General features: G+C 47.5%; 24 protein-coding genes and 1 tRNA gene. 15 read left to right on the top strand and 10 right to left on the bottom strand.

Annotated features, from left to right (window positions below; genetic code table 11):
- The first annotated feature begins 56 nt into the window (after positions 1-56).
- From pseG to pfkA, 9 genes are all read left to right on the top strand, one after another.
- On the top strand, positions 57-1,088 hold the full coding sequence (pseG, locus tag B5M13_RS07400; protein WP_080055072.1) for a UDP-2,4-diacetamido-2,4,6-trideoxy-beta-L-altropyranose hydrolase: 1,032 nt from the start codon (positions 57-59) through the stop codon (positions 1,086-1,088).
- Between the two features lie 26 nt (positions 1,089-1,114).
- Positions 1,115-1,636, top strand: coding sequence for a GNAT family N-acetyltransferase (locus tag B5M13_RS07395; RefSeq protein WP_080055071.1), 522 nt, complete (start codon positions 1,115-1,117; stop codon positions 1,634-1,636).
- Positions 1,633-2,700, top strand: coding sequence for a pseudaminic acid synthase (pseI, locus tag B5M13_RS07390; protein ID WP_080055070.1), 1,068 nt, complete (start codon positions 1,633-1,635; stop codon positions 2,698-2,700). The genes B5M13_RS07395 and pseI overlap by 4 nt, the downstream gene beginning before the upstream one ends.
- Before the next feature lie 73 nt (positions 2,701-2,773).
- Positions 2,774-4,276 carry a lipopolysaccharide biosynthesis protein gene (locus tag B5M13_RS07385; protein ID WP_080055069.1) on the top strand — a complete coding sequence of 501 codons (1,503 nt, stop codon included), beginning with the start codon at positions 2,774-2,776 and terminating at the stop codon, positions 4,274-4,276.
- A gap of 96 nt (positions 4,277-4,372) precedes the next feature.
- Positions 4,373-5,179 carry an FkbM family methyltransferase gene (locus B5M13_RS07380; RefSeq protein ID WP_080055068.1) on the top strand — a complete coding sequence of 269 codons (807 nt, stop codon included), beginning with the start codon at positions 4,373-4,375 and terminating at the stop codon, positions 5,177-5,179.
- A 96-nt stretch (positions 5,180-5,275) separates the two neighbouring features.
- Positions 5,276-6,232: a hypothetical protein gene (locus tag B5M13_RS07375; RefSeq protein ID WP_080055067.1), complete on the top strand. Its 957-nt coding sequence runs from the start codon at positions 5,276-5,278 to the stop codon at positions 6,230-6,232.
- On the top strand, positions 6,229-7,533 hold the full coding sequence (locus B5M13_RS07370; protein ID WP_080055066.1) for a glycosyltransferase family 4 protein: 1,305 nt from the start codon (positions 6,229-6,231) through the stop codon (positions 7,531-7,533). The genes B5M13_RS07375 and B5M13_RS07370 overlap by 4 nt, the downstream gene beginning before the upstream one ends.
- Before the next feature lie 66 nt (positions 7,534-7,599).
- On the top strand, positions 7,600-8,376 hold the full coding sequence (locus B5M13_RS07365) for a glycosyltransferase family 2 protein (RefSeq protein ID WP_080055065.1): 777 nt from the start codon (positions 7,600-7,602) through the stop codon (positions 8,374-8,376).
- Positions 8,377-8,598: 222 nt separating this feature from the next.
- Positions 8,599-9,573 (top strand): 6-phosphofructokinase, encoded by a 975-nt coding sequence (gene pfkA / locus B5M13_RS07360; protein WP_020600233.1) that lies wholly within the window; start codon positions 8,599-8,601, stop codon positions 9,571-9,573.
- A 139-nt stretch (positions 9,574-9,712) separates the two neighbouring features.
- On the opposite strand, the gene B5M13_RS07355 is transcribed toward pfkA, so the two are convergent.
- Positions 9,713-10,015: a hypothetical protein gene (locus tag B5M13_RS07355; protein ID WP_080055064.1), complete on the bottom strand. Its 303-nt coding sequence runs from the start codon at positions 10,013-10,015 to the stop codon at positions 9,713-9,715.
- Between the two features lie 177 nt (positions 10,016-10,192).
- Positions 10,193-11,005 carry a YdcF family protein gene (locus B5M13_RS07350; RefSeq protein WP_080055063.1) on the bottom strand — a complete coding sequence of 271 codons (813 nt, stop codon included), beginning with the start codon at positions 11,003-11,005 and terminating at the stop codon, positions 10,193-10,195.
- Positions 11,006-11,170: 165 nt separating this feature from the next.
- Between B5M13_RS07350 and B5M13_RS07345 the strand changes: the two genes are divergently transcribed.
- Positions 11,171-12,667 (top strand): TlpA family protein disulfide reductase, encoded by a 1,497-nt coding sequence (locus B5M13_RS07345; RefSeq protein ID WP_080055062.1) that lies wholly within the window; start codon positions 11,171-11,173, stop codon positions 12,665-12,667.
- Between the two features lie 77 nt (positions 12,668-12,744).
- Here B5M13_RS07345 and B5M13_RS07340 read toward each other — a convergent pair whose 3' ends face one another.
- Both B5M13_RS07340 and B5M13_RS07335 read right to left on the bottom strand, forming a co-directional pair.
- A complete protein-coding gene (locus B5M13_RS07340; protein ID WP_080055061.1) occupies positions 12,745-13,671 on the bottom strand; it encodes a DUF58 domain-containing protein in 927 nt (308 codons plus the stop codon).
- Positions 13,672-13,884: 213 nt separating this feature from the next.
- A complete protein-coding gene (locus B5M13_RS07335; protein ID WP_080055060.1) occupies positions 13,885-14,319 on the bottom strand; it encodes a septal ring lytic transglycosylase RlpA family protein in 435 nt (144 codons plus the stop codon).
- Positions 14,320-14,593: 274 nt separating this feature from the next.
- Between B5M13_RS07335 and B5M13_RS07325 the strand changes: the two genes are divergently transcribed.
- Positions 14,594-14,920 carry a DUF3276 family protein gene (locus B5M13_RS07325; RefSeq protein ID WP_080059830.1) on the top strand — a complete coding sequence of 109 codons (327 nt, stop codon included), beginning with the start codon at positions 14,594-14,596 and terminating at the stop codon, positions 14,918-14,920.
- Between the two features lie 285 nt (positions 14,921-15,205).
- On the top strand, positions 15,206-16,306 hold the full coding sequence (gene ychF, locus B5M13_RS07320; RefSeq protein WP_080055058.1) for a redox-regulated ATPase YchF: 1,101 nt from the start codon (positions 15,206-15,208) through the stop codon (positions 16,304-16,306).
- Positions 16,307-16,333: 27 nt separating this feature from the next.
- Here ychF and B5M13_RS07315 read toward each other — a convergent pair whose 3' ends face one another.
- A complete protein-coding gene (locus B5M13_RS07315) occupies positions 16,334-17,629 on the bottom strand; it encodes a type IX secretion system plug protein (RefSeq protein WP_080059829.1) in 1,296 nt (431 codons plus the stop codon).
- 114 nt (positions 17,630-17,743) lie between these two features.
- Here B5M13_RS07315 and B5M13_RS07310 point away from each other — a divergent pair, with 114 nt between their 5' ends.
- Positions 17,744-18,688 carry a bestrophin family protein gene (locus tag B5M13_RS07310; RefSeq protein WP_080055057.1) on the top strand — a complete coding sequence of 315 codons (945 nt, stop codon included), beginning with the start codon at positions 17,744-17,746 and terminating at the stop codon, positions 18,686-18,688.
- A gap of 18 nt (positions 18,689-18,706) precedes the next feature.
- Here the strand turns inward: B5M13_RS07310 and B5M13_RS07305 are convergent, their stop codons facing one another.
- Positions 18,707-19,765, bottom strand: coding sequence for a PA0069 family radical SAM protein (locus B5M13_RS07305; RefSeq protein ID WP_080055056.1), 1,059 nt, complete (start codon positions 19,763-19,765; stop codon positions 18,707-18,709).
- 135 nt (positions 19,766-19,900) lie between these two features.
- Complete coding sequence (locus B5M13_RS07300) at positions 19,901-21,847, bottom strand: ABC-F family ATP-binding cassette domain-containing protein (RefSeq protein WP_080055055.1); 1,947 nt, start codon at positions 21,845-21,847, stop codon at positions 19,901-19,903.
- A 74-nt stretch (positions 21,848-21,921) separates the two neighbouring features.
- Between B5M13_RS07300 and B5M13_RS07295 the strand changes: the two genes are divergently transcribed.
- Together B5M13_RS07295 and B5M13_RS07290 are read left to right on the top strand one after the other, a co-directional pair.
- Positions 21,922-21,994 (top strand) — tRNA-Thr (locus tag B5M13_RS07295).
- 266 nt (positions 21,995-22,260) lie between these two features.
- Positions 22,261-22,617, top strand: coding sequence for a hypothetical protein (locus B5M13_RS07290; protein WP_080055054.1), 357 nt, complete (start codon positions 22,261-22,263; stop codon positions 22,615-22,617).
- Positions 22,618-22,631: 14 nt separating this feature from the next.
- On the opposite strand, the gene darG is transcribed toward B5M13_RS07290, so the two are convergent.
- The 3 genes from darG to B5M13_RS07275 form a co-directional block, all read right to left on the bottom strand.
- Positions 22,632-23,681 (bottom strand): type II toxin-antitoxin system antitoxin DNA ADP-ribosyl glycohydrolase DarG, encoded by a 1,050-nt coding sequence (gene darG, locus B5M13_RS07285; RefSeq protein ID WP_080055053.1) that lies wholly within the window; start codon positions 23,679-23,681, stop codon positions 22,632-22,634.
- Complete coding sequence (darT, locus tag B5M13_RS07280) at positions 23,681-24,244, bottom strand: type II toxin-antitoxin system toxin DNA ADP-ribosyl transferase DarT (protein WP_245859830.1); 564 nt, start codon at positions 24,242-24,244, stop codon at positions 23,681-23,683. The genes darG and darT overlap by 1 nt, the downstream gene beginning before the upstream one ends.
- 208 nt (positions 24,245-24,452) lie before the next feature.
- Positions 24,453-25,085: a TaqI-like C-terminal specificity domain-containing protein gene (locus B5M13_RS07275; protein ID WP_080055051.1), complete on the bottom strand. Its 633-nt coding sequence runs from the start codon at positions 25,083-25,085 to the stop codon at positions 24,453-24,455.
- Between the last annotated feature and the right edge of the window lie 93 nt (positions 25,086-25,178).

Below are 25,178 nucleotides of genomic sequence, written 5' to 3'. Positions count from 1 at the left end.
GTGATGTTAGAATTCTCTCCATTATCCATTATCTATTGTCCATTATGCATTGATTTATGAGTCGACTACTTTTTCGAGCGGATGGAAATGCTCAGATTGGTCTTGGACATGTGATGCGTTGTCTGGCCTTGGCCAACATGCTCAGAGACGATTTTTCAATGCGTTTTGCCATTGCGGAGCCAACTTATACCATTGAAAACCAGATCGAAGCGACTGGCCTTGCCGTTTTGTCGCTGCCAGCATCAGGCTCCCAGTTGGCATTTATCAACCAGATTGCGACAGATGAAATAGTCGTACTGGACGGCTACACATTTGATGAAGCCTTTCAGCGTTCAGTACGTTCAAAAGCCCGTAAACTGGTGTTTATTGATGACTTGGTTACAGGCCATCAGGTAGCGGATGTAGTTATCAATCATGCGGGTGGTGTTTCGGCTGATGAGTACGATGCTGAACCATATACTCAATTCTGTCTGGGGCCGCATTATGCCATGCTGCGGCCCGAGTTTCTTAGACCAGAAGGGTTTGCCAAACCCTCCATCGATGGGCCTATTTTTGTGAGTCTGGGAGGTGCTGATCCTGAAAACCGATCACTTGAAGTATTGCAGGGCATCCAAAAAGTAGATCGTCATTTACCTGTTCAAATCGTTTTAGGGCCATTTCACCCTAATCGACCAGCGATTGAAGCGTTTCAGTCGCAGCTACCCAATCTAACCGTTCTGCAAAATCGCAGTGCCAGTCAGATGGTTGACACGTTACAAGCGTGCAGTCTGGCAATTACGGCTAGTAGCACAATCAGTTATGAAGTGTGCGCTATCAACCGCCCATTGATCACTGTCGTAACAGCCGACAACCAGATACGTCTGGCCCGGTTCCAGTCTGAAGAAAAACTAGCCTTGTCTGTGCTGTTTACCACCTATCTGACAAATCAGATTCCTGTTCTGGGTCTGGACGAGCAAATTCGATTAGCCATTCAGTCTATCCAGCCGACCAGTGAAATCGTTAGCGATTCTCTACTGGCTCAACGTCATTTTTTCGATGGGCAATCACCCAGCCGTTTTCGTGCTTTATTTCGAAATTTAAGTGCTTAATTCGAGCAAACGTTTGCGAATCAGCTATGCTAACCTATCGCACTGCCCGCCCTACCGATGCCCAGCTTTATTTCGACTGGGCCAATGACCCTGATACCCGGCGGCAGTCGTTCAATTCAGCCCCGATTTCACTGGAAACGCATACGGCCTGGTTTACGCGTAAATTAGCCGACCCCAATGCCCTGTTGCTCCTTTTTTTGAGTGATACCGGACAAGCAGTTGGTCAGGTGCGCTTCGAGCGAACGCCCGTGGCCGATATGCCCGACGAAATCATCATTAGCCTTTCACTTGACGCGAACTACCGGGGGAAAGGCCTGGCCCCTCAACTCCTCCGCCAAGCCTGTTTTATTTGCCGGGAACGCTGGGAAGCCGTTACCATTCATGCATACATTAAACCGGATAATCAGGCATCCATACGAGCCTTTGAACGAGCCGGTTTCAGATTGTCAGGTGAAAACGGTAAATTTGGGGATTCCAGCCCATCTTCATCAGGCCGGATCACATCAGGCCAGCCAACGCAAAGCCTGCTTTATATAAACAGTCAATGAGTAGCACACAACCGATTCAGGTTGCCCACTATACCATCAGCCCCGAACATCGTCCGTTTGTTATCGCCGAGATGTCGGGCAATCATAACCAATCGCTGGAACGAGCCCTGGAAATTGTCGATGCGGTAGCCGATGCGGGTGCCCATGCCCTTAAGCTCCAGACCTATACCCCCGATACCATCACCTTCAATGGGGCTTCTGAGGAGTTTTACATTCGAGATGCCAAATCGCTCTGGGCCGACAAAAATCTGTATAAGCTGTATAAAGAAGCCTATACGCCCTGGGAATGGCACAAGCCTATCTTCGAACACGCCCAGAAGCGAGGCATGATCGCGTTCAGCTCGCCCTTCGATACGACCGCCGTCGATTTTCTGGAATCACTCAACGTACCGCTGTACAAAATTGCGTCGTTTGAAAATACCGACCATATCCTGCTCAAAAAAGTAGCGCAAACGGGTAAGCCAGTCATTATGAGCACAGGTGTAGCTTCGGTGGCTGATCTGGATGAATCCGTTAACGTACTCCGGGCCAATGGTTGCAAAGACCTCGTGTTGCTCAAATGCACCAGTACCTACCCAGCTACGCCCGAAAGTACCAACCTGCACACGATACCACACATGCGTGATCTGTTCGATGTACCAGTAGGGCTTTCAGACCACACGATGGGCATTGGTGCAGCCGTAGCCGCCGTAGCCCTCGGAGCTGTAGTCCTCGAAAAACACGTTACGCTACGCCGGGCTGACGGTGGTGTTGACTCCGCTTTTTCGCTGGAACCCGACGAGCTAAAAAACCTGGTCATCGAAACCGACCGAGCGCATCTGGCAATGGGGCAGGTGAGTTATACCCTTACACCCAAAGAAGAGAAAAGCCTTCAATTCAAACGGTCGCTGTATGTCGTTCGTGACATAAAAGCTGGCGAAACTTTCACCCCCGAAAACGTCCGCAGTATTCGTCCGGCAAACGGCCTGCACACACGCTATTACGAAGCCATCCTCGGCAAAACCGCCACACAAAACATCACCGCAGGCACAGCCCTTAGCTGGAATTTAATTGCGAAAGAGTGAAAGAGTGAAAGAGCGAATTGCTGCCGGATGGCATTTCGCTCTTTCACTCTTTCACTCTTTCGCTCACTGAAAAATGGGTATCATCAAACGGCAGACCATTCAGAGTTCCATTTATGCCTACGCGGGTGTGGCCGTTGGATTTTTGACGCAGGGGGTTTTCTTTCCGAATATATTTCAGGGGACGCAGGTTGTTGGGCTGTTAACATTATTAATTTCGCTATCGCAGGTTCTCGCTCAGGCCTCTAATTTGGGATTGAATGGAGCGGGAGGCCGCTATTTTCCTTTTTTCCGAAATGCCGAGCGCCAACACAATGGGTATCTGCTCATCGCCTGTCTGACTACACTAGCTGGCTTCTGTCTTTGTGCATTCGTCCTGTGGCTGGCTCGTCCGTGGGTCATTGAGTGGTATCAAAAAGATTCGGCTCTGTTCGTCGAATACTATTACCTGTTGATCCCACTGACACTGTTTACCGTATACTTCACCGTATTCGACAACTATGCCCGGCTGCTGTACGATCCGGTTACGGGCACTATTCTGCAACAGTTCGTACAACGGATTCTCATCCTGCTGGCCGGGGGTTTATATTGGTTAGGCTGGGTTACGTTACCGCAATTTTTGGGTGTGTGGCTGTTGGCGTTTCTGATTCCCCTACTCGTCATGATGATCAGTATCGCCCGCGACGAAGCTCTGTTTTTCAGTCGTCGGTTCGTCGCTTTGGATGCAACATTGCGCCGAAATCTGATGCGCTATGCAGGTATCACGCTTACATCGGCTCTATCGACTCAGATCGTCTGGACCATCGATAAAGTGATGATTAACAGCAAACAGGGGTTGGGTGATACAGGTGTGTACGGAACGGCCTCGTATTTTGCGGCTGTGATCGCGATTCCGGCTACGATGCTCTACAAAGTTTCAGGAACCCTCATTGCCGAATCCTGGAAAACCAATGATCTACAAAACATTGCCATGATTTACCGCAAAAGCTGTCTGAATCAGCTTATTGCGGGTTGCTTGGTGTTCGTTGGCGTAGCCGCTAATCTGTCGAACGTGTTCCGGTTTCTTCCCCCTGATTATGCGGCTGGTTACTACGTAATCTTGTGGTTGGGTCTGGGTAAACTGATCGACATGGCTACGGGTGTAAACGGCATTATTCTGAATACATCGCGCTTTTACGCCTACGATTCGGCTTTTATGGCGCTACTAATTTTTATAACGATTACTGCTAATCAATACCTAATACCCAGTTACGGCATCAACGGAGCGGCTATTGGGGCTGCGCTGGCTACGTTTCTGTATAATTTTGTTCGGACCTTGTTTGTCGGCATCGCCTTTAAATTGCAGCCTTTCACCTGGCGAAATCTGGTCGTTATTGTCCTGGCGTTGGCCGTTTGGTGGGTATCGGTGCAAATCCCCTACCCAACTGCCGATGCGCCCAAATGGAAAGTCATTCTCGACGTTGCCTGGCGTTCTGCGCTGATTACTAGTCTGTTTGGCGGATTCGTTATTGGGTTGAAGTTATCGACGGATATCAACGAAACAGTAACCGGATTACTAAAGCGATTTATACCTAAGTAAATGTTATAACACGGAGATTCATCGAGAAAAGGAGATACACAAAGAAGCCTGTGCTTCTTCCATTCCTAAGAGAATCTCTGTGCAACCAGATAGCTTATGTGGTTTTTTAAATTCTTACTCACCGAAACGGCCCGACTCCTACGCTCAGTTGAAGGTCGTCGGTTACTGTGGCTGGCCATTCAATATGGCGACCGACCGCGTAATCAAGCCGTCGATGTAACGTTTGGCCGATACCATTTTCGTGTCCCTGATGCGCTGTCGTTCGTCTGGCAGTATCGGGAGATTTTCGTCGATGAATTTTACCGATTTACACCGTCAACACCCAATCCGGTCATTTTCGATTGTGGCACCAACATCGGCACCAGCGTTGCCTATTTCCGCGAACATTATCCGACAGCCCGTATCGTCGCATTTGAAGCCGACGAGCAGATCAGCGCTACCCTGCAAAACAACCTGAGCCGGAACCAGATTTCGGGCGTTGAGGTCATCACGAAGGCCGTCTGGACCAGCGAAGAGGGCATCTGGTTTGGTAGTGACCAGGCCGACTCGGCGTCCATTTTCTCGCAGACCGACCGTAAGCTTGTCCCCTCCGTTCGGCTTCGTGACTACCTACTCCGTGAAACCCGAATCGATATGCTCAAGATGGACATCGAAGGAGCCGAAACCGCCGTACTGACCGACTGCCATGATGCACTGGCTCATGTTCAGAATCTGTTCGTTGAATTCCACGCTTACCTCGACCATCCACAAACCCTGGCCGACGTAATGAACGTACTGGAAGACAGTGGTTTCCGGTATTACATCAATACCAGCCAGTATCGCCCGGCTCCATTGGTCAACCATCGCTATAAAGGCAACGACAGCATGGACTTACAATTGAATATCTTTGCGTACAGAAACTAGTCATAGATCGTCATTTAATGGTCGTCGGTAGTCAGTATTTGTAAGCAACAAATGACAATCAATGACTACTGATGACAATCAATGACCATTACTTAGATGATCGACAAAATTCTTTCCCGTCCTGAGTTTCAAACCGAACCACCTGTGCTGGTGGATATTGGTGCATCGGGGCAGCTACATACACGCTGGAAATCATTTGCCAAATACGCCATCTGCATTGCCTTCGATGCCGACGACCGGGATTTTGGCTATGCCGAAAGCGAATCCAGCCATTTTCGGAAGCTGTATACGTTTAACCACATTGTTACGGAAACCGATACGGAAACCGCCAACTTCCACCTCACGGTTTCGCCACACTGTTCCAGCTTATTAAAACCCCGGCCCGACTGGATTCAGGAATACGCGTTTGCTCCAAAGTTTGAACCAACCAAAGTTGTTCAGTTGAAAACGCGCAGCCTACGCTCTACCCTCGACAGTCTGAATATCGGTCAGGTCGACTGGTTCAAAACCGACTCGCAGGGAACCGATTTACGACTGTTTCGTAACCTGGGCGAAGATCGGGCTCGTCGGGTACTGACGGCCGAATTCGAACCCGGTATTGCATCCATTTACGAAGGTGAGGATAAACTCTACACCGTTTTGCAGTACATGGAAGAAATGGGTAGCCACTGGCTGGCCGAATTACTGCCGAAAGGTTCCCCACGCATCACCCCTGCCCTACTCGACAGTTTTACGAGTCAGCCGCTGGTAAAGAAATTCGTTCTCTTTTCATTGAAAAACAGTGCGGTATGGGGCGAAATGACGTACCTGAACCGCTTTGCCGATGAGGCCACATTAACGCAGCGAAATCTGCTCCTGGGCTGGGTATTTGCGACCACCCTCAAACAGCATGGGTTTGCCTTAATTCTCACTCAGAAAGCGAAGAGTCGTTTCAAGGACCCAATTTTCAGTGAGATGGAAGCCTACTCCCGTCGGCGAATCTGGGGGCGGATTTTTGGATTGGGCTTTTGGCCCGAGGTAGTGAAAAAGTTCGATAAACTTTTGGGACGGTGAGAGTTACGCACCTGAGCACGTATCACTTGTTTGGAGGAGCAGCCGTAGCCGCCACACGACTTCATCGCGCCTTACAACAGCAGAGTTGGGGCAATGTTCCGGTCGAAAGTACTATGCTTGTCGGCACCGCCAATCGGCTTGAAACGCATCGGGCCGAATCAGGTGTACTCTATCTGGCCAACAACTTTCTGGCGGAACAAACAGCATTTGGGCGGTTTGTAGCCGAACGGCTCTACTTTCTGCCTCACGAACGAGATCACTCCGTGCGCTTTCAGTTTTCGCCCGCCAAATTTGGAGCCGCGCTTGATTTTCATCCGGCCATTCAACAGGCCGACATACTGCACCTGCACTGGATTAATTTTGGCTTCCTGTCGCTTAATGGCCTTCAATCGCTTTTCAACCTGGGTAAGCCCATTGTCTGGACACTACATGACCAATGGGCATTTACGGGTGGATGTCATTACTCGCGCGGCTGCGATCATTTTCTAAGTAATTGCCATCGGTGTCCGTACCTAAAAAAGCCATCTGAAAACGATTTATCACACCGGATCTTTAGCCAGAAGAAAGCTATCTTTGATAAGGCTCGTATCCATTTTACCCCACCCAGTCATTGGCTGGCTACCGAAGCGCAACGGAGTGCGCTCCTACGTGAATTCCCATTTACGGTAATTCCATACGCCATCGACCAAACCATTTTTAAGCCCATCGATCGAGCCGAAGCCAACGCTCATCTCGAATTACCAACTACAAATCAACCACGGTTGCTGTTTGGCAGTGCCAATGTGACCGATGTGCGTAAGGGCTTCAGGTATTTTGCGGAAGCGTTAACCCTACTTCATCAGCAACACCCCGATGTAACCCCCGAAATTCTGATATTTGGAAAAGGACGTTCGTATCTCTTTAATGAACTCCCCTACCCAGTTCGGCATCTGGGTGTATTGACTTCAGCAGAAGACATTGTAGCGGCCTATAATGCAGCCGATGCGATGGTTGTTCCTTCATTGGAAGATAATTTACCTAATACGGTTATCGAAGCTATGGCCTGTGGAACACCCGTCGTCGGATTCCGAACGGGTGGCATTCCCGAAATGATTGATCATCAGCAAAATGGCTATCTGGCCGACATCGGTTCAGCCCAGCAACTGGGCGATGGTCTGGCCTTTATTCTGGAACATGGTTCGCCTGAAATCCTTCGTCAGAACGCACGACAATCCGCCGAAAATCGTTTCTCCGAAGACGTTGTAGCGAAGCAACATATAGAATTGTATCAGACGTTAATGAGTGAAAGAGTGAAAGAGTGAAAGAGCGAAATGCCATCCGGCAGCATTTCACTCTTTCACTCTTTCACTCTTTCACTCTTTCAAACTATGCCATCTGTTTCCATCATCACCATCACCTACAATGCCGAGCGGTTTCTGGAGCGCACGATACAGAGCGTGCTGGCTCAACAGGCGACTGACTTTGAATACATCGTGATTGATGGAGCTTCAACGGATGGAACACGGGCCATTATTGAGCGATACGAACCGCATATCGCCCAATGGATTGCCGAGCCTGATCGGGGCCTTTACGACGCCATGAACAAAGGGGTTCATCGGGCAAAAGGCGAGTATGTCTGGTTTATGAATGCGGGCGATGAACTGTACGATTCCCAAACGCTGCCGAATCTACTAAGCCGAATTAAAGCCACCAAAGCGGATGTGTATTATAGCGATGCCCTTTTTGTGCAGGACGATGGCGGCCGGCGTTCTGGAACAGCTATTGGCTTACGAAGTCAGGTAACCCCGCATACACTCCCGCAACACATAAGCTGGCAGGATATGCAGATGGGCATGAAAATTTGCCATCAGGCCTTTGTAGCCCGACGAGCCATTGCGCCTGATTATCTGGTTGATAACTTAAGTGCCGATTTGGATTGGGAAATTCGTTGCCTGAAGGCGGCCCAAAAAATCGAGTTTCTTCCTTTTGTTCTTTGCAAGTATCTGGTGGGGGGCTTATCGGTTCAGCAACATCGGCGCTCCCTGATCGATCGGTTTCGTGTGCTGGTCACTCATTTTGGCTGGCTAAAAACAATACGTAACCACATTCAGATCTTGATCCGTGCCCGGCGCTTTCAACAGCAATCATTAGCTGCCTCCGAGTGAATTGCAGATAAAATCTATCGTAAAAATTGAGTAATCTAAATGATCTGAAATGCTTTCACTGGCAAAAAATCTATTTAACTATTTTGTAAAATTTAGCTGGAAACAATGGGATTATTACCAGTTTAATGCCTTTAGATTGCGAAATGCGGATAAATTTGCGGGGTTTATTTCGATACCCTACCAACCTTTTTGTGAAATTCCGTTAAAAAATTGTTCTAACCTATGAAACGAATAGCTGTTTTTACCTCGGGTGGCGACGCACCGGGTATGAACGCCTGCATCCGGGCCGTGGTCCGGGGGGCGGTCTATCACGGAATCGAAGTATTCGGTATCCGCCGGGGGTACAGCGGTATGATAAATGGCGATATCTTTCAGATGACCTCTCATTCGGTCAGTAACATCGTACAACGCGGTGGTACCATTCTGAAATCAGCCCGCAGTAAAGAATTTATGACGCCCGAAGGCCGCGCTAAAGCCTATGACCAGATCAAAAAATTTGGCATTGAGGGTCTGGTCGCCATTGGTGGTAACGGTACGTTTACAGGCGCAACGCTTTTCTTCGATGAATACGGTATCCCAACAGTTGGCGCACCCGGAACCATTGATAACGACCTCTATGGTACCGACTACACGATTGGTTTCGATACGGCCGTAAACACTGCGCTGGAAGCTATCGACAAAATTCGGGATACGGCCGATTCACACGACCGGATTTTCCTCATCGAAGTGATGGGCCGCGACTCTGGGTATATAGCCATTCAGTCGGGTATTGCTGGTGGGGCCGAGATGGTGATGGTACCCGAAGTACTGACGCCAATTTCGGAGGTGGTAGAAGCCTTGAAATCAGGTTGGAGCCGTCAGAAATCGTCGTCTATTGTCGTCATTGCCGAAGGCGAAGAGGCTGGTAATGCCACCGAGATTGCCGAAAAAATTCGTCAGCAGGTCGCGTCTGACATCGACATGCGCGTCACCACATTAGGCCATATTCAGCGTGGGGGTATTCCAACAGCCTACGACCGTATTCTGGCCAGTCGTTTAGGCTTGGGAGCCTTAGAAGGACTTATGAACGGCGAGAAAAACGTTATGGCAGGAATTGTCAATAACGAACTGGTTTATACGCCCTTTCGCGACACCATCCGTCTGCCCAAGCCTATCAATGAAGATTTACTGAGAATGGTGAAGATTTTAAGTGTTTAACCAGCACTTATCAGATGCCTGATTGAAGAGGTTTTCAATATCCCTTCAATCAGGCAATCTTTTACTCAAAGGTGGCTTTCATCAGTCTTTTACCGTGCGCTGGCCTTTTTCATTACGTATACCAGCAACGATTAAAGGCTTAATTATCGATTTTTTTCGCTTCCCCACTAACAGCCCGCCCGGTTGCTTTTGCCGCCTTAGTAACAGCGTGGCCCGTTGCTTTTGCACCTTTAGCAACAGCTTTTCCGGTTGCTCGGCCAGCCGTACCAACAGCGTGCGCTCCATCGGCAACCCCGTTTTCGACTTTATCACCAACGCGCTTCACATCTTCTCTGGTCTTTTCTTTACGGGCTGCACGCGTAGCCGCTGGGTCGTCCTGTGCCAATGCACCCGTTGTTAAGGCTGCACATAGGACAATCGATAAAAGCGTTTTCGTTTTCATAACGTTTTTGTGTGATGGTAAAGGAGCCCTGCTCCAACTATGTTAAATACTGTCACAAATAACCGCTTCTCCGACAATTTGTTTTTTAGAACTACGAGTCCACTTCTTCCCTTCACAATTTCGCTTCGGTTGGTTCCACTCTTGAACTACCTCTTAACTTTAGCATTATACCTATCATCAAATGTAGCCCGCTGCCCAATAGGCAACGTAGCCTACCAGTTCGCGGGTCAGGTAATAGGCATTGAAGAACTCTTCTTCGTGCGGCAACAACCAGTCACCCGGCGCAAACGATCGCTTATTGCTCAGAAAACAGGCCGGGAACGGTGTAACCCGTACGCCCTCCTTCTGAAAACAGGCTACTGCCCGGCGCATATGCCAGGCCGATGTAATTAATACACACTGATTTTGCCGAAAATCCTGGCGTAGCATTTGGGCTGTAAAAACTGCATTTTCGTGCGTGTTGCGAGATTTATTTTCCAGTATAATATCGTCGGGCCGAACACCGCTAATAGTCAGAAACCGGGCCGTCATTTGACCTTCGTCGTTTACACTGGCGGACCGAAAAGGTATAGCCGCTACACCTCCACTAATCAGAATCTTTTGCACAGCACCAACCTTATACAGAAACAGCGCCTGGGCGGCCCGGTCGGCTTCCCGCCAGAGCATAAATTGAAGGGTATGCGCTGGATCGGTTTTAGCATCTGGAATTTCTTTCCGGCCATTTGTTATTCCACCAGTCAGTACTACAGCCACCCGCATTGCTGAATCGGTAGAGACAGCCGGTACTTTCTGAATCGGATATTCCCACCACAAGGCCAGTTCATTCGTCAGAAAGGGGTTTCCGAATACCCAGAATATTCCCAGAGCTATCCCTACCAACCGGCGTCGGAGTTGCGATTTTTTTGTAAAAAAGGCCCATGCCAAGGCCAATACAAGCCAACCGGCAGGAGTTAATACAAAAGAGATGGTTTTAGAAAAGAAATAAAACATAGACTACGAAAGGTGTGGCAAGCGTTTTGTATAGGTTGAAGTCGGTTGAAAGTCTTCGGTTTACGGTTCTTCAACAGCCAGGCATAAACTGAAACCATCAATGGCATACCGAATTCTTGCCGTAAATTTGTCTTTATTCATTTGCGAAGATACGCACCCATTTTTATGAAAAACCCTCTCCTGACCGCGCTGCTTGGCTTATTTCTGCTCCCGGTTGCATGGGCCCAGTCGACCACCGATACGCCTACCAACGGCTTTAAAATAACGGGGCATATCAAAGGATTGAAAGATACAACCTGCATTCTGGCCCACTATTTTGGCGCTACCCAGTACATTCCAAAAGATACGGCTCGCGTCGATGCTGCCGGGAATATGACCTTTGAAGGCAAAAAGAGCCTGCCCCAGGGATTATACATGGTGGTGGTTCCGACAAAAAATCCATACATCCAGTTTTTGATCACTGCCGATCAGGAATTTTCGTTCGACACCGACACGGCTGGTGTTGCGAAAAACATGAAGATAGCGGGCTCGAAAGAAAATGAACTCTTTTATGGCTACCAGCAGAAAATGGGGCAGCTTTCCGAGGAAGCTCAGGTACTGAATCTTCAGAAAAAAATAAAGAACGATGCGGTTTCAGTAGCTCTGCTCAACAAGCAAATGGGCGATCTTCAAAAACAGGCAGCTGATTACCGAACGCAGTTTTTAAAAGATAACACGGGTACGTTTGCCGTTAAATTATTTAATGCAACAGCCGAACCCGACGTCCCCACAGCACCGAAGGCAGCCAACGGCCGCCCCGATTCAACCTGGGTATTTAATTATTTCAAACGCCATTTCTGGGACAATTTCGATTTTGCGGATGAACGCTTTGTCAGAACTCCATTTCTGCAACAGAAAATCGAGCGGTATATCAAAGAGTTAACGGTTCAGGTCCCCGATTCGCTCATTAAAGAAGCTGATTTCCTGGTCAATAAGGCAATCGCCGGAAAAAACACCGAAGTAAAATACTACACCATCTATTATATCACTAAAGAATACGAACAGCCTAAGGTGATGGGTACTGATGGCCTGTTTGTACACATGTTCGAGAAATACTATGCCACCGGCATCATGACGGTTTCGGATTCATCGACACTAAAGTCGATTGGTGAACGAGTAGCTACGTTAAAGCCGAATCTCGTTGGCAAAACGCTTGTTCCACCCGTTATGAGTGATACCCTTCGGCGACCTGTTAACTTCTCGGCTCTGAGATCCGATTATACCGTTGTATTCTTCTATTCACCTACCTGCGGCCACTGTCGCGAAAGTGCGCCAAAGGTTCAGAAACTGGCAGATACCTATAAAGGGAAAGGTGTCGACGTAGTTGCCATTGCGATTGACCAAAGCCCTGAAGACTGGAAGAAGTTCATTAAGGAGTTCAAACTCGGTAATGCCATCAATGGCTACGATTTTACCTATCGAACGGATTATCGCCATCAATACGACGTCTGGACAACGCCAACGATTTATATACTCGATAAGAACAAGAAAATTATTGCCCGTAAACTTCCTGTCGAGCAAATGGAAGATTTCATTCAATTCCACAAACGCCAGCAAGCCGCACAGGCTGCTAAAAGCCCTGTAGCAGCACCCACTAATGCGAAAGCGAGTGTGAAGAAATAGTATTAGAAGCGAGGAGTGAGAAGTAAGAAGGGCTGACGCATCAATAGATTTCATGCGTCAGCCCTTCTTACTTCTAATTACTTCATTTTTGTTCTTTTCACCAGATACGCTGTTAGTATCTGATCGAATCCCTGGGCGATATCGGCTTCGATAAAGTCGATTTTATACTGACCGCATCGCATTTTTAATTCCTGGAAATACGATTTTACGGCCTGCTGATAAGTTTCGCGTACTTGCCCAGGCTGGAGTTTCACCTTCTCTCCCGTTTCGAGATCTATAAACTCATAAGGCCGTTCGTCAAACGCAAAGTCTTCTTCTGTTTTCTTATCGGTAACGTGAAACAGCAATACCTCATGTAAGTTATGGCGCAGGTGCTGAAGGGCCGAAAATAGTGCATCCGACTTTTCGCGGTCCGACGGGTCGGCACTTTCAAACATATCACTGAAAATTACGACCAGTGAACGCTTATTAATTTTTTCGGCGACCTGATGAATCACATCAGCCGCCGACGTTCGACGCAGCGGTTTGGGCTGCTGCATCAACTGGTCTAGTTGGGTAAACAGTTTATGTACGTGCGAGGGAGTTGACTTGGTAGGCGTTTGCAGGTCAATCTGATCGGCAAAGGTAGTGAGGCTTACCGCATCCTTCTGACGTTGCAGCATATACGCCAGGCAGGCAGCCGCCATTACGCTAAACGTTATCTTGCCATAATTGGCATCGGGATAGTACATGGATGAGGACGTATCGACCAGCAGATGACAGCGTAAGTTCGTTTCTTCTTCATACCGTTTCACGAACAATTTTTCCGTCTTGCCAAAGACCTTCCAGTCGATATGGCGCGTTGTTTCACCCGTATTATACAAACGGTGTTCGGCAAACTCCACCGAAAAACCATGAAACGGCGATTTATGCAGCCCAGTAATAAATCCTTCGACCAACTGACGGGCCAGAAATTCGACATTACCAAACGAACGAACCTGACTCAGATTAAGGGGTTGCTTCATGTATTAAAGAGCGAAAGAGTGAATGAGCGAAAGAGCGAAGGGCCGACGCGTCAGCAAAAACCATCCGGTAGGTTTCCACTCTTTCGCTCACTCACTCTTTCACTCTTTAGATTTGCTCATTAAACATAACGCAAAAACCGAACCGTTTGACATCTCCCACAGGAATTGCACAGGGAAATTCAAACGGTTCGGTTGGTACAGCTACCAGATGGGTTAGAGTACAGGTTCCAGCATAAACTGGTAATCGATAGGGGTATCGAATGCTGTAGGCGCCAGCGCAATGGCATGGCCTTTTCCTACAACCCGAAGCGACACATTAGCGATTCCTTTCGAAACCATACCAAGTGCACGCGCTGCCGCATGGGTGAGATCGATGATTCGCCCTTTGGAAAAGGGGCCTCGATCATTGATTCGTACAATTACCGACCGGTTGTTGTCAAGGTTTGTAACTTCAACCAGGGTATTGAGTGGCAGGTGGAGATGAGCGCCTTCGAGAGCTTCAGCGCTAACGCGCTCACCATAGTAGGTCTTCCGACCATTAAACTTCTTGGAATAAAAAGACGCTTTGCCTTTCTGTATGAGGCCTGGAAGGGCCTCCGCCGGTTTTATGTTGCTAAAAAACAACATAATGGACATGATCAAACTCATACAGCTATTGGTTACGTGAAAAAAATAAACGGGGCATATGCAGATAAGCATCTCATACACCACCCGTCCCCAAAAAGTGCAATTCCTGTATAACAAAGATAGCTCACATGGACTTAATAACCAAGTGTTTAGCGAAAAAACTGTGGAACGGCCTCCACAACCTCTGTTTCATTTTGTGGTAATTCTACCCCAAAATATATTTGTTGGCTTTGTTTTTGTTCTTTGGTTTATGACCGTACTTTAGTGGTTGTGAACTCACTAAACCTATTTGATTGTGGACGACAGAGACCGCGAGAAGATCTATTCCAAGCGTGTTCGGGCGGGAAAACGAACCTACTTTTTCGATGTTAAATCGACCCGCACTAACGATTATTATTTAACCATTACCGAAAGTCGCCGACATCCGCAGGGCGAAGGCTTTATCTATGAGAAGCACAAAATGTTTCTCTACAAAGAAGACTTCGACAAGTTTGTTGAAGCCTTGCAGGAAACCGTCGAGCATGTGAAAACCGAACTAATGCCTGACGTAGACTTTACGCAATTCGTCCAACGCGAACGTGATGAGCAGGACGACTTCGCCAGTGAACTGAAGTGGGAGTAAACCAACGATTTCCAACAATCCACCGTTGCTGTTATGACTGTTGCCTTACACGCTACTGTATGACGTAAACTTTACATCTCAAAAATCTTCGGCCTACTGCCCAACTTACCCTTAGCCATCGGCACTCCGCCGAAGGCTTTTTTTGCGGTCCGCTATTACCAGTGTATTTTTGCAAAAAAACTAAAGAGCGAAAGAGTGAAAGAGCAAAAGAGCGAAAAGTCCAGATGGCTTTTCGCTCTTTCACCGCTCCGGCGGCCCGGTCTTTCGCTCTTTCACATTTGATCTATGGGTTTACAATGTGGAATCGTGGGTTTACCCAATGTGGGTAAATCGACGCTGTTTAATGCGATTTCGAGCGGAAAGGCCGAAGCCGCCAACTATCCGTTCTGTACAATAGAACCAAACGTCGGTGTGGTAACCGTCCCCGACGAACGACTGGATATACTCGAAGGGCTGGTAAAACCACAGAAAGTGGTGCCAACCATCATCGAGTTTGTTGATATTGCCGGCCTCGTAAAAGGAGCAAGCCAGGGCGCTGGTTTAGGCAATAAGTTCCTGGCCAATATCCGTGAAGTCGACGCCATTGTGCATGTGATTCGCTGCTTTGAAGACGACAACATCGTACATGTCGAAGGCAAGGTCAATCCAATCGCTGACAAGGAAATCATCGACGCTGAATTGCAACTGAAAGATTTAGAATCCGTTGACAAAAAAATTCAGCGTATTTCGAAAGCCGCTCAGGTTGGAGATGCTAAAGCCAAAGCCGAACTGGAAATTCTGAAGCACTATAAAACTGCTCTGGAAGCAGGCAAAAGTGCCCGTACGGTGGCCCTGTCGCCCGAAGAACGTGAAGCGGCCATTGGCGATATTGCGCTGCTGACCGTCAAGCCGGTAATCTACGTGGCAAACGTTGATGAAGGCTCCTTGCCAAACGGAAATGCCTACTCAGATGCCCTTCGCGAGGCCGTGAAAGACGAAGGTGCCGATGTGGTTATTATTAGTGCGGGCATTGAGTCGCAAATTGCCGAAATGGAAGATCCCGAAGAACGGGAGATGTTTCTGGGCGAGTATGGCCTGACCGAATCGGGGTTGAGCAAACTCATCAAAGCATCGTATAAGTTGCTGGGCCTGATCACGTACTTCACGGCTGGGGTAAAAGAAGTTCGGGCCTGGACTATCCACCGTGGCTGGAAAGCCCCTCAGGCAGCGGGGGTAATCCACTCCGATTTTGAGAAAAAATTCATCCGGGCGCAGGTTATGAAACTCCCCGATTTTCAGCAATTTAGAACCGAATCGGGGGTTCGTGAAGCTGGCAAACTGGCCGTTGAAGGGAAAGAATATGTTGTGCAGGACGGCGATATTATGGAATTCCTGCATGGGGCGTGAGTAAAGTAAGGCGGGTGGAAACCCGCCTTACTTACGTTTATTGATCCCTAACCGCTGATAAGCTACCAGTTGATCGGCACGGGAGGCTGGCGGGCGATGGTAAACCAGAATCTCGTAGTCATTTTCGGTTGACGAATAGTTTCCTTCTACAAAATTCTCATCCACGCGCGGGTTTGCTCCGGTAGTTTTAACGATATAATCGTAATTATAAACGCCCTGTTTCAACAGAATCGACGCCCGGTAAGCACCCAGTAGGGCATCATACTCCATCCGGTTTCGGTCGGTTAGCTGCCAGAAATTGAATGCCCCATTTACAAACATATCGACACCAGGAACTTCAGGGGTTTTTAGGGTAAAAATCGTTTCGATATAATCCGCATTGGTAGCCCCGTTGCCGGTTTCCCGATGGTCAATAACAAACATGCCGTTAAAATCGTCGCTCTGAATATACGCTCCGCGACTACGCGGCTGATCGACCTGCACATAAGCAATATTGCGGTCGGCATTGCGGTCGATACGGTCGATGTAATTAGCGCGGGATAAGACCGTTCGGGTATCGAAAAAACGAAACTCATTACCGCCAGGCATCGTATTACTGAGGTCAATCAATCGGTATTCAAGCACTTGGTCGAAAGCCTGCACATTGGTTGGCCGTAAGCCACGAAGCGTCCGGTCGTCGCGATAATTCTGCCGAATCACCACCTTAAAATCGTCTTGTGGGGAAATCACCTGATAACCCCGGTAATTGATCGTAAAATCGATCTGCTGATCGGCAAACTGACGGCCTGGATCACTTGAAAAACGCGCCGACGCGGCTACATTAAGCCGATTCTGGTAGGTAATGAACCGACGAGTCAGGATAATATTACTTCGGTTGCGCTCATCATACACAACGAGCACATAATTGCCCGGAAGCTTCACCTTCGGCAGCGTAAACCGATAATGAAAGTAGGGAATCTTGGTATTGACCGAAATTTGATACTCGGTAATTGGGTTATCGTTATACTCATAGGTAAATTCAATGTCATTTAGGATGGACCGTTGCCAATCAGCATTGCAATGCACCAGCCGAGCCCGAAACGAGCGATAGTTTCCCGTCAGATCGTCGAATTCCAGTTGGAGCGGCACTTCCTCATCCAGCGAAATCACAGGCGGATTCAACGTCAGGGCAGGGTCGTTCAGATTGGCGCTTACCTGCGGAAACAACAGCACCGTTTGCACCCGCGAATCGTAAATGTGGTCGATGGTCTGGAGTTGCTGGGCAACCGCCAGGAGGGGCATCCACCAAAATAAAAAGGTCAAAACCGGGATACAAACACGCATGAGCGTTACTTTTAGGGTCATCATTTACAAAGTAAATGAACAATGGGGAATGAATAATGGTGGTGTCCATTTAGCATTATTCATTGTTCATTATTAACTCAACGCAGCATCGTTATGGTCAATTATAACCCGAAAGAATGGATTCGGTTTATCCTTGCGTTTAATCGGGCCGATACGGTTCGGCAACTAACCCCTGCCCTGATCGGAATAGGCGTTTATTCATTTATAATCGTTCATCTGCTCGAATTATTCGATCTCAGCGAAAATCCTCACCTGAAAAACTTTTCGCTCATGCATACCTTGCTGAGCTTTGTGATCTCGATGCTACTGGTTTTTCGGACCAATACGGCATATGATCGCTGGTGGGAAGGCCGGAAGTTATGGGGCAGCCTGGTCAATAATAGCCGAAACATGGCCTTGAAGCTCGATCAATTGCTGGGTAGTTCGGAAGCCGAAAGCCGGGCGTTTTTCCGAGCCATGATTCCCAATTTCGCCTTTGCCCTTAAAAACCACCTTCGCAGCCGACCAATCGAACCCGAGTTTACCAATAGCACCGTTTTTGATGCGCAACAACTGCACATGAACGAACACGTTCCCCAACAAATTGCCCTGGCTATTTTTGGAAAAGTAGTTGATCTACAACGTCGGCAAGTCCTGTTGGCCGAACATTTACTTATTCTCAATCCGGAAATTCAGTCATTAATGGATATTTGCGGGGCTTGCGAACGAATCAAAAACACACCTATCCCCTTCTCCTACAGTTCGTTTATTAAGAAATTCATTTTTACGTACTGCCTTACATTACCTCTTGGGTATGTATCGAACCTGCATTATCTGGTTATCCCGCTGGTCGTATTCGTATTTTATGTACTGGCCAGCCTGGAAGTCATTGCCGAAGAAATTGAAAATCCATTCGGTAGCGACGAAAACGATCTGCCACTCGACACCATCTGTAAAGGTATTCACAAAACCGTAACGCAATCGTTCGATCATAAACTAACCCTGGAGCAGGCCGAATCGTCAGACAACCCTAAAACAGGATTTCGGTATGATCGGTAATGTAGCCCTCTAACCACGTTACTCAAACAGCCCGATCTGACCGGCAGGCCGAAACAGGGCTGTTGTCAACGACGGCATTTGGCGGTTGCTCAGGTATTTCTGACAGGCAATACGATGCAACTGGGAAATCTGATGCGCATACTGCCCCTCGCCCGACATACGGGTTTTGAACCGCGAATCGGCCAGTTGACCACCATGACAATCAGCAATCTGGTGCAATACCCGCTCGGCCCGTTCGGGAAATGTTTGGTTTAGCCAATCGGTAAAAAGTGGTCCCAGAGCACCATTTAAGCGCACAACCGTATAAGCCGACCAGCAAGCTCCCTGCTCGGCAGCCTGTTCAATCAGTTTTGGGATTTCATGGTCATTGAGGCTAGGGATGATTGGGGCTGTCATAATCCCAACGGGCACTCCCGCTCGATGCAAGGCACCCATCGTTTTTAGCCGCTGAGCAGCCGTAACGGTTCGGGGCTCCATCAGGAGTCGCAGATTTTCGTTTAGGGTCGTCATGGAAATGGCAACATTAACCAGATTGAGCTCCGCCAAAGGCTTCAGTATATCCAGATCCCGCAAAATCAGCGCATTTTTTGTGATAATCGTAACCGGGTTTCGGTAGCGCAGACAAATTGCCAGCATCTGGCGGGTAAGCTGATAGGTTCGCTCAGCGGGTTGGTAGCAGTCGGTATTTCCAGAAAAGTGAATGACAACCGGTTTGTACGTACGCGCCTGAAATTGTTTTTCAAGCAGGGCTGGTGCATTCTTCTTGACCATGATTTTACTCTCAAAATCAAGACCAGCCGAAAAACCCCAGTATTCATGCGTTGGGCGAGCGTAGCAGTAAATACAACCGTGTTCGCACCCCTGATAGGGATTGATAGAGGCCATAAAACCAATATCAGGGCTATTGGGGCGACTAATGATCTGCTTAGGCGTTTCTTCAAAAAACTGCGTTTTTACCGCCGATTCAGGAAAATCATCATCCAAGGATTCGTCACCTTCCAGGGGCTCATATTGATGCCTGGCAAACGAATTAGCCGTATTAAACTGCGCCCCCCGCCCTTTTTTAAAATCGCCCATACACGTACAAGTAAAATACAATTATATTTCATTTATACGATATAAACAATGATCGGATTATTGACTGATTGAATAGCTTACTTGTGTGCTTTATTCAATCAGTCAATAATCCGATCACTCAATCATTTAGCTAGTCTAGGCTAATTTCTTCTCCCATACTTCGGCCTCAAGCATAGCCGCTTCCCACTCATCCTGTAGCTGGCTAATCTGAGCCACTACCCGGCGGTATTCGTCGTTTTTAGCCTGCATAAGTTTATCATCGCCATACGTAGCCGGGTCAGCCAGTTCGTTTTCAAGCCGCTTTTTACGTTCTTCCAGTTGCCCTATTTTGGCTTCGGATTCTTCAACCTGCTGGTTTAGTTTTTTCAACGTCCGCTGCCATTCTTTCCGCTCATCATCCGATGCCGGGAGCGCGGTGCGAGGTGCGGGGGTCGCAACAGCCTTAGGTTCCTGTGCTCCCTGCCCCTTACTCCCTGCGCCCTGCTTTTTCTCTTCCATCCACCACTCGTATTCATCGTAGGTACCAGGGTACTCCTTGATCTGCTCGTCTTCGATATACCAGATCTTGTTGGCAATCTGTGACACAAAATAGCGGTCGTGCGATACCACCACATACGTACCCTCATACTGCTCCAGCGCCTGAATCAGAATATTCACCGACTGCATATCGAGGTGGTTGGTCGGCTCGTCAAGCAGCAGAAAGTTAGCCTGTGATAAAAGCACTTTTGCCAGCGCTACGCGCGACTTTTCGCCCCCCGACAGCACTTTGATTTTTTTGAACACTTCCTCGTTCGAGAACAGAAAGCAACCCAGTACGCCCCGAAGTTCGCCTTCTGTTTTGGTAGGGTTAGCGTGTTTCAATTCGTCGAGCAGCGTATCTTCTACATTCAGTGATTCCAACTGGTGCTGGGCATAGAAGCTAAAGGACACATTATGCCCCAACTGCCGACGGCCATCATTGAGCGGTTCCGAACCCGAAATAATCCGTAGCAATGTTGATTTACCCCGTCCGTTTGCTCCGATCAGGGCTACTTTATCCCCCCGTTCGAGCCGAATATCGGCATGGGTCAGAATTCGTTTGGGACCATAATGCTTCGTAATATCTTCCAGATGCAGAATATGCCGACCCGGTTGGGTTGAGAACTGAAACTTGAAATTTACCCGCGCCGTTTCGTCGATCACGGCATCGACCAGTTCCATTCGGGCCAGTTGTTTCACCCGGCTTTGGGCCTGCTTAGCTTTCGTAGCCTTGGCCTTAAATCGCTCAATAAAGCGTTCAGTCTGACGAATTTTAGCCTGCTGATTCTCGTAAGCCCCCTTCTGTATCTCGTTGCGTAAGGCTTTTTCTTCCAGATAGAATGAGTAATTACCCGGATAATAATGCAGTTTGGCACCTGATACTTCCACCGTTACATCGATCACATTATCCAGGAACTCACGGTCGTGCGATACCACAATTACGGCTCCTTCGTAGGTCTGAATATATTTTTCCACCCATTGGATCGATGGTAAGTCAAGGTGGTTGGTTGGCTCATCGAGCATAAGCAGCGACGGCTTCTGCAACAGCAGTTTTGCCAGAATAACGCGCATACGCCAGCCTCCTGAGAACGTCCGTAGAGGTTTCTGAAGATCATCCGTCGAGAAGCCAAGCCCTTCCAGTATTTCTTCGGCCTTTGCCTGTACCGAATATCCATCCAGGGCATCAAACTCCTCCTGCACTTTACCCAGCTTATCCACCAGTTCATCCCGGTAATTGGTCTCCATCTCGTGGAGCAGGTCGTCGATTTGTTTTTGTAGCTGATTTTGCCGTTCAAAAGCCTGCATCGCTACGGACAGAATCGAATCATCAGTCTGGTACGATAGCAAGTCCTGATTCAGAAATCCGATGGTTACATCGCCCGCTTTAGAGATTGTCCCGCCATCGGCCTGGTATTCGCCATTGATAATTCGTAGGAGGGTCGATTTTCCCGTACCGTTCAGGCCAATCAGGCCGATTTTCTGTCCAGGTTTAATATGCAGCGAGGCATTTTCATAAAGAGCCCGGCTACCGAGGTAATATGAGAGGTTTGTGATGGAAATCATGGCTGCAAATTACCAAAAAGAAGCCGGATACTTGCATTCTTAAATTACATACCATTATATTTGCACCCGCAAAAGCCTCCTTAGCTCAGCTGGTAGAGCGACGCATTCGTAATGCGTAGGTCGCAGGTTCGAATCCCGTAGGAGGCTCTATTTTTGACTAAAGGCTAATCAGTTTAAGAGCGAAAACGCTCTTTTTCAACTGATTAGCCTTTTTCTCTTTATGGTACTTTACAACTTATAATACGGTTTAGTAAAGTTAATCCGTCAACTATTCCGTCAACCGTATTTCAATTATCTGTAACTTGGTACTGACCAAACCAAGTTAATCCGGGTTAGCTCATGACCGTAATTCTCACAGTAGTATCACAGTAGAACAGCCTGAACAGGACCAAACTAGGGTAGTAATTACCTGCTTGGTTACAGGCATTGAAATTGAATACCCGCGACCAAATCAACGGTTTATTTCGGCCGTTCAGCTAAAAGCCCTATATACTAACGACCGGGCAACGTTTGACGACCTAGCAGGTCAATTTCTGACTGCAAAACACGCTGTAGCCACCCTCGAACGCCAATGTTATTACATGGCTCATAATATCCGAAACGCCTATACAAATCGGTTCAATAACCCGCTACGGCGCATCAAAAAATACCAGAGGGGTAAGGAAGGACAACTACCATTACTCTTTTCAATTAGTACCGCTCAGTTGACCGAGCGAATACAGGCCGGAATTGAGTACAGAAAAGGAACGCGGTACGAAGTAGGATTTTGATCCATTGTCCCGAATCAGGCAAATGCAGGATGCTGTTTATAGGCGTTCAACTGTTCTACGGCTATGGCTACGTGGCGTTCCTTTATTAATCGTTTCTTACGGTCTGACCAGTTTTGGAGACGTGCAAAGACTTCTTCAACAGATGTAATCCCTTCATAGAACTGAATAAAATCGACCGACGCTAACACTTCCAGCGATAGAGCCGACTGAAAACCAGCAATTAACGTCAGTAGATTCTTGAGCCGTTGACGCTGTTCGGGCTGTAGGTTGTTATTAACGTAATCCCTAACTTCATCTAATTTATCATAGCGTAGCTGGAGCGATTCAAACGCCTTTATTTCGTTTTGCTCCATGCCCATCATATAAACTCCGTTCAACTTGTATAATACGTGCCCTACTTCATTGGCGTAAGGCCCGTAATGATGAGGTTTAAAGTTGAGCCGCAAATTTTCGCCTAACCGTTGAAGAAAATAGGCTAATTTGTTGGCTACAAACAGGCTCGCGTGTTCTCCCATACTTTCATATGAAAACAGCGCATAGAGCAACATGGCCCGCGCGGGCGAGAGTTGGACCGTTTTTGGGGTTTCCTGTTTCTGTAAGACTTGTTTAATGGCTTCGTTTGGCTCGAAAATAAATACCTCAATCGGTAAACTACCTAAGTACTGTTCCATCATAGGGCGTACTTTCTCCCACTTTAATCCACCATTGCCACACCCTAACGGCGGAATAGCAATGCTTTGAATCGTTTCCTGTTCAATAACACGAACCAATTCCTGTAGACCGGCCTCAATGTATGCGTAACTCGAACGCTGTTTCCAATCGGTCTTGGTAGGAAAATTAATAATTATCTTCTCACCATTTATTGACGTTTCCCGCACTAGCAATAATTTCCCCGGCTGAAGTTCCCCCGTCTTACAGGCATCTTTATACCGTTTGAAGTTGAGTGGGAAACGTTCTTTAAACTGTAAGGCAATACCTTTCCCCATGACCCCCACCGTATTAACAGTATTAACGAGTGCCTGAGCATCGGAGCTTAATAGATCGCCTGTTATAAAATGAATCATTAGTAGTAAAACCTGTTATCGGGGTTGATATGTACGCGAATGGAACGCCCTTCCTGGTTCAATAGCCCGTTTACAAAATCAGCTTTTTCCTTATTGAAAACAACAATTGCATCAATCAGGTTTGCCGTAACTTTCTCATAAACAAGAAATTCAGCCTGTTTACGTCGTTGTCTGTCCCAATCGTCTTCTGCATTGTACCAATATTTTGCTTTGACAACGTCCCAATCTATCTTATCTAAATCGTTGAGCGATTGATAAAAGACGGTCAGCCTGTCTTTGGCCTGTCCATCGGTAAATACAAAACGTAGCCCGGCCTTTACTATACTGTCTACTTTGCAGCTTATGTAAATTATTTCCTCCTGTGGTCGTTTTGTAATGCCCCTATGCCCCGTTTTAATGTTCAATAACATTGGCGATAGAGGGCCAAAATAGAACGGTACGTAGTCACCCAAATTGCCGTAGTTATCCAGTGGTATCGGGTGATCATGTCTATCCTGAGTTAGTTGATTATCGCCAATGAAGATATAATTGGGGTCTGCTGGAATAGCCCGGCGGCAAAACATACCGTGACGTATTATGTCAGGCAAATTCTGTTCATGCACTATACGATGTATCCAGACAGGTTCAGGAACCGGAAACGACATTATACCTTATGACCAATTCAACCGCTAAATTAAGACTCTTGCCCCATATTGAGCGTATAACCTATCCAACAGGGCCGGAATTGAACGCGCTACGCAATCGGTCTGTATATACTATCTACTACGTTGTTTACCTCCCCTCCACTATCGCAATTTCCTCATCCGTTAGGCCATAGAGCTCATAAACCAACTTATCAATTTCAGATTCCGGGGCTGACGTATCGGCAGCAGGATCGGCGGCTTTGGCGGCTAGAATTTGATTGACTAAATCGTTCAATGGCTCCTGATAATCAACAAGCCGTTGCGAAATTGGGATTTGACCAAAGTATTGAAAAATGAGTTGGTAACCGTTCTGAATCGCTGTACAATAGTTTGAAATTAAATACCAACCTAGTTTTGAGTTCAATAGAGCAAATAAACCTTTATCCGCTTTAGGAATTATCCACATTGAATTATTACAATATAAGCCTTGCTCGTCATATATAAATGCTGGTCTGACTTGAAACACTTGATACATAATTTTAGGCTTATCGAACTCTGCATAGTAATCGCAGGCTCGCAATTCCCACCAATAATCCCCTTTGTCGGTTCTAATCTGTGCTTTTTCTTTATGTGTAATCAAATGATTGTAAACAGCCGGATAAGTTAATTTCAACCATTTTTCTGCATCAATATCTTTCCTTTTTTGGTTAGAAGTGCCTTTCTCAAACAGAATCAAAAACTTATTTGCTTTAGGAATGGAGATTTCGGAGATAGAGACCATCTGATTTCGGTACAAGCTGACCACCCGATTCCGCGACTAATTGACCAGGTGATTTCGGCCTAAACTGACCACCTCGTCTTGATGAAAAGCTGG

The organism is Spirosoma aerolatum (assembly GCF_002056795.1).
Taxonomy (GTDB): Bacteria; Bacteroidota; Bacteroidia; order Cytophagales; family Spirosomataceae; genus Spirosoma; species Spirosoma aerolatum.
Note: the sequence above shows the minus strand (reverse complement) of the source record. Positions and strands in the feature narration are given on the sequence as shown.

Excerpts from the sequence above, each read along its gene's own strand:
- pseG (WP_080055072.1), top strand. The coding sequence starts at position 57 with ATGAGTCGACTACTTTTTCGAGCGGATGGAAATGCTCAGATTGGTCTT.
- B5M13_RS07395 (WP_080055071.1), top strand. The coding sequence starts at position 1,115 with ATGCTAACCTATCGCACTGCCCGCCCTACCGATGCCCAGCTTTATTTC.
- pseI (WP_080055070.1), top strand. The coding sequence starts at position 1,633 with ATGAGTAGCACACAACCGATTCAGGTTGCCCACTATACCATCAGCCCC.
- B5M13_RS07385 (WP_080055069.1), top strand. The coding sequence starts at position 2,774 with ATGGGTATCATCAAACGGCAGACCATTCAGAGTTCCATTTATGCCTAC.
- B5M13_RS07380 (WP_080055068.1), top strand. The coding sequence starts at position 4,373 with ATGTGGTTTTTTAAATTCTTACTCACCGAAACGGCCCGACTCCTACGC.
- B5M13_RS07375 (WP_080055067.1), top strand. The coding sequence starts at position 5,276 with ATGATCGACAAAATTCTTTCCCGTCCTGAGTTTCAAACCGAACCACCT.
- B5M13_RS07365 (WP_080055065.1), top strand. The coding sequence starts at position 7,600 with ATGCCATCTGTTTCCATCATCACCATCACCTACAATGCCGAGCGGTTT.
- pfkA (WP_020600233.1), top strand. The coding sequence starts at position 8,599 with ATGAAACGAATAGCTGTTTTTACCTCGGGTGGCGACGCACCGGGTATG.
- B5M13_RS07355 (WP_080055064.1), bottom strand. The coding sequence starts at position 10,015 with ATGAAAACGAAAACGCTTTTATCGATTGTCCTATGTGCAGCCTTAACA.
- B5M13_RS07350 (WP_080055063.1), bottom strand. The coding sequence starts at position 11,005 with ATGTTTTATTTCTTTTCTAAAACCATCTCTTTTGTATTAACTCCTGCC.
- B5M13_RS07345 (WP_080055062.1), top strand. The coding sequence starts at position 11,171 with ATGAAAAACCCTCTCCTGACCGCGCTGCTTGGCTTATTTCTGCTCCCG.
- B5M13_RS07340 (WP_080055061.1), bottom strand. The coding sequence starts at position 13,671 with ATGAAGCAACCCCTTAATCTGAGTCAGGTTCGTTCGTTTGGTAATGTC.
- B5M13_RS07335 (WP_080055060.1), bottom strand. The coding sequence starts at position 14,319 with ATGAGTTTGATCATGTCCATTATGTTGTTTTTTAGCAACATAAAACCG.
- ychF (WP_080055058.1), top strand. The coding sequence starts at position 15,206 with ATGGGTTTACAATGTGGAATCGTGGGTTTACCCAATGTGGGTAAATCG.
- B5M13_RS07315 (WP_080059829.1), bottom strand. The coding sequence starts at position 17,629 with ATGCGTGTTTGTATCCCGGTTTTGACCTTTTTATTTTGGTGGATGCCC.
- B5M13_RS07310 (WP_080055057.1), top strand. The coding sequence starts at position 17,744 with ATGGTCAATTATAACCCGAAAGAATGGATTCGGTTTATCCTTGCGTTT.
- B5M13_RS07305 (WP_080055056.1), bottom strand. The coding sequence starts at position 19,765 with ATGGGCGATTTTAAAAAAGGGCGGGGGGCGCAGTTTAATACGGCTAAT.
- B5M13_RS07300 (WP_080055055.1), bottom strand. The coding sequence starts at position 21,847 with ATGATTTCCATCACAAACCTCTCATATTACCTCGGTAGCCGGGCTCTT.
- darG (WP_080055053.1), bottom strand. The coding sequence starts at position 23,681 with ATGATTCATTTTATAACAGGCGATCTATTAAGCTCCGATGCTCAGGCA.
- darT (WP_245859830.1), bottom strand. The coding sequence starts at position 24,244 with ATGTTTTGCCGCCGGGCTATTCCAGCAGACCCCAATTATATCTTCATT.
- B5M13_RS07275 (WP_080055051.1), bottom strand. The coding sequence starts at position 25,085 with ATGGTCTCTATCTCCGAAATCTCCATTCCTAAAGCAAATAAGTTTTTG.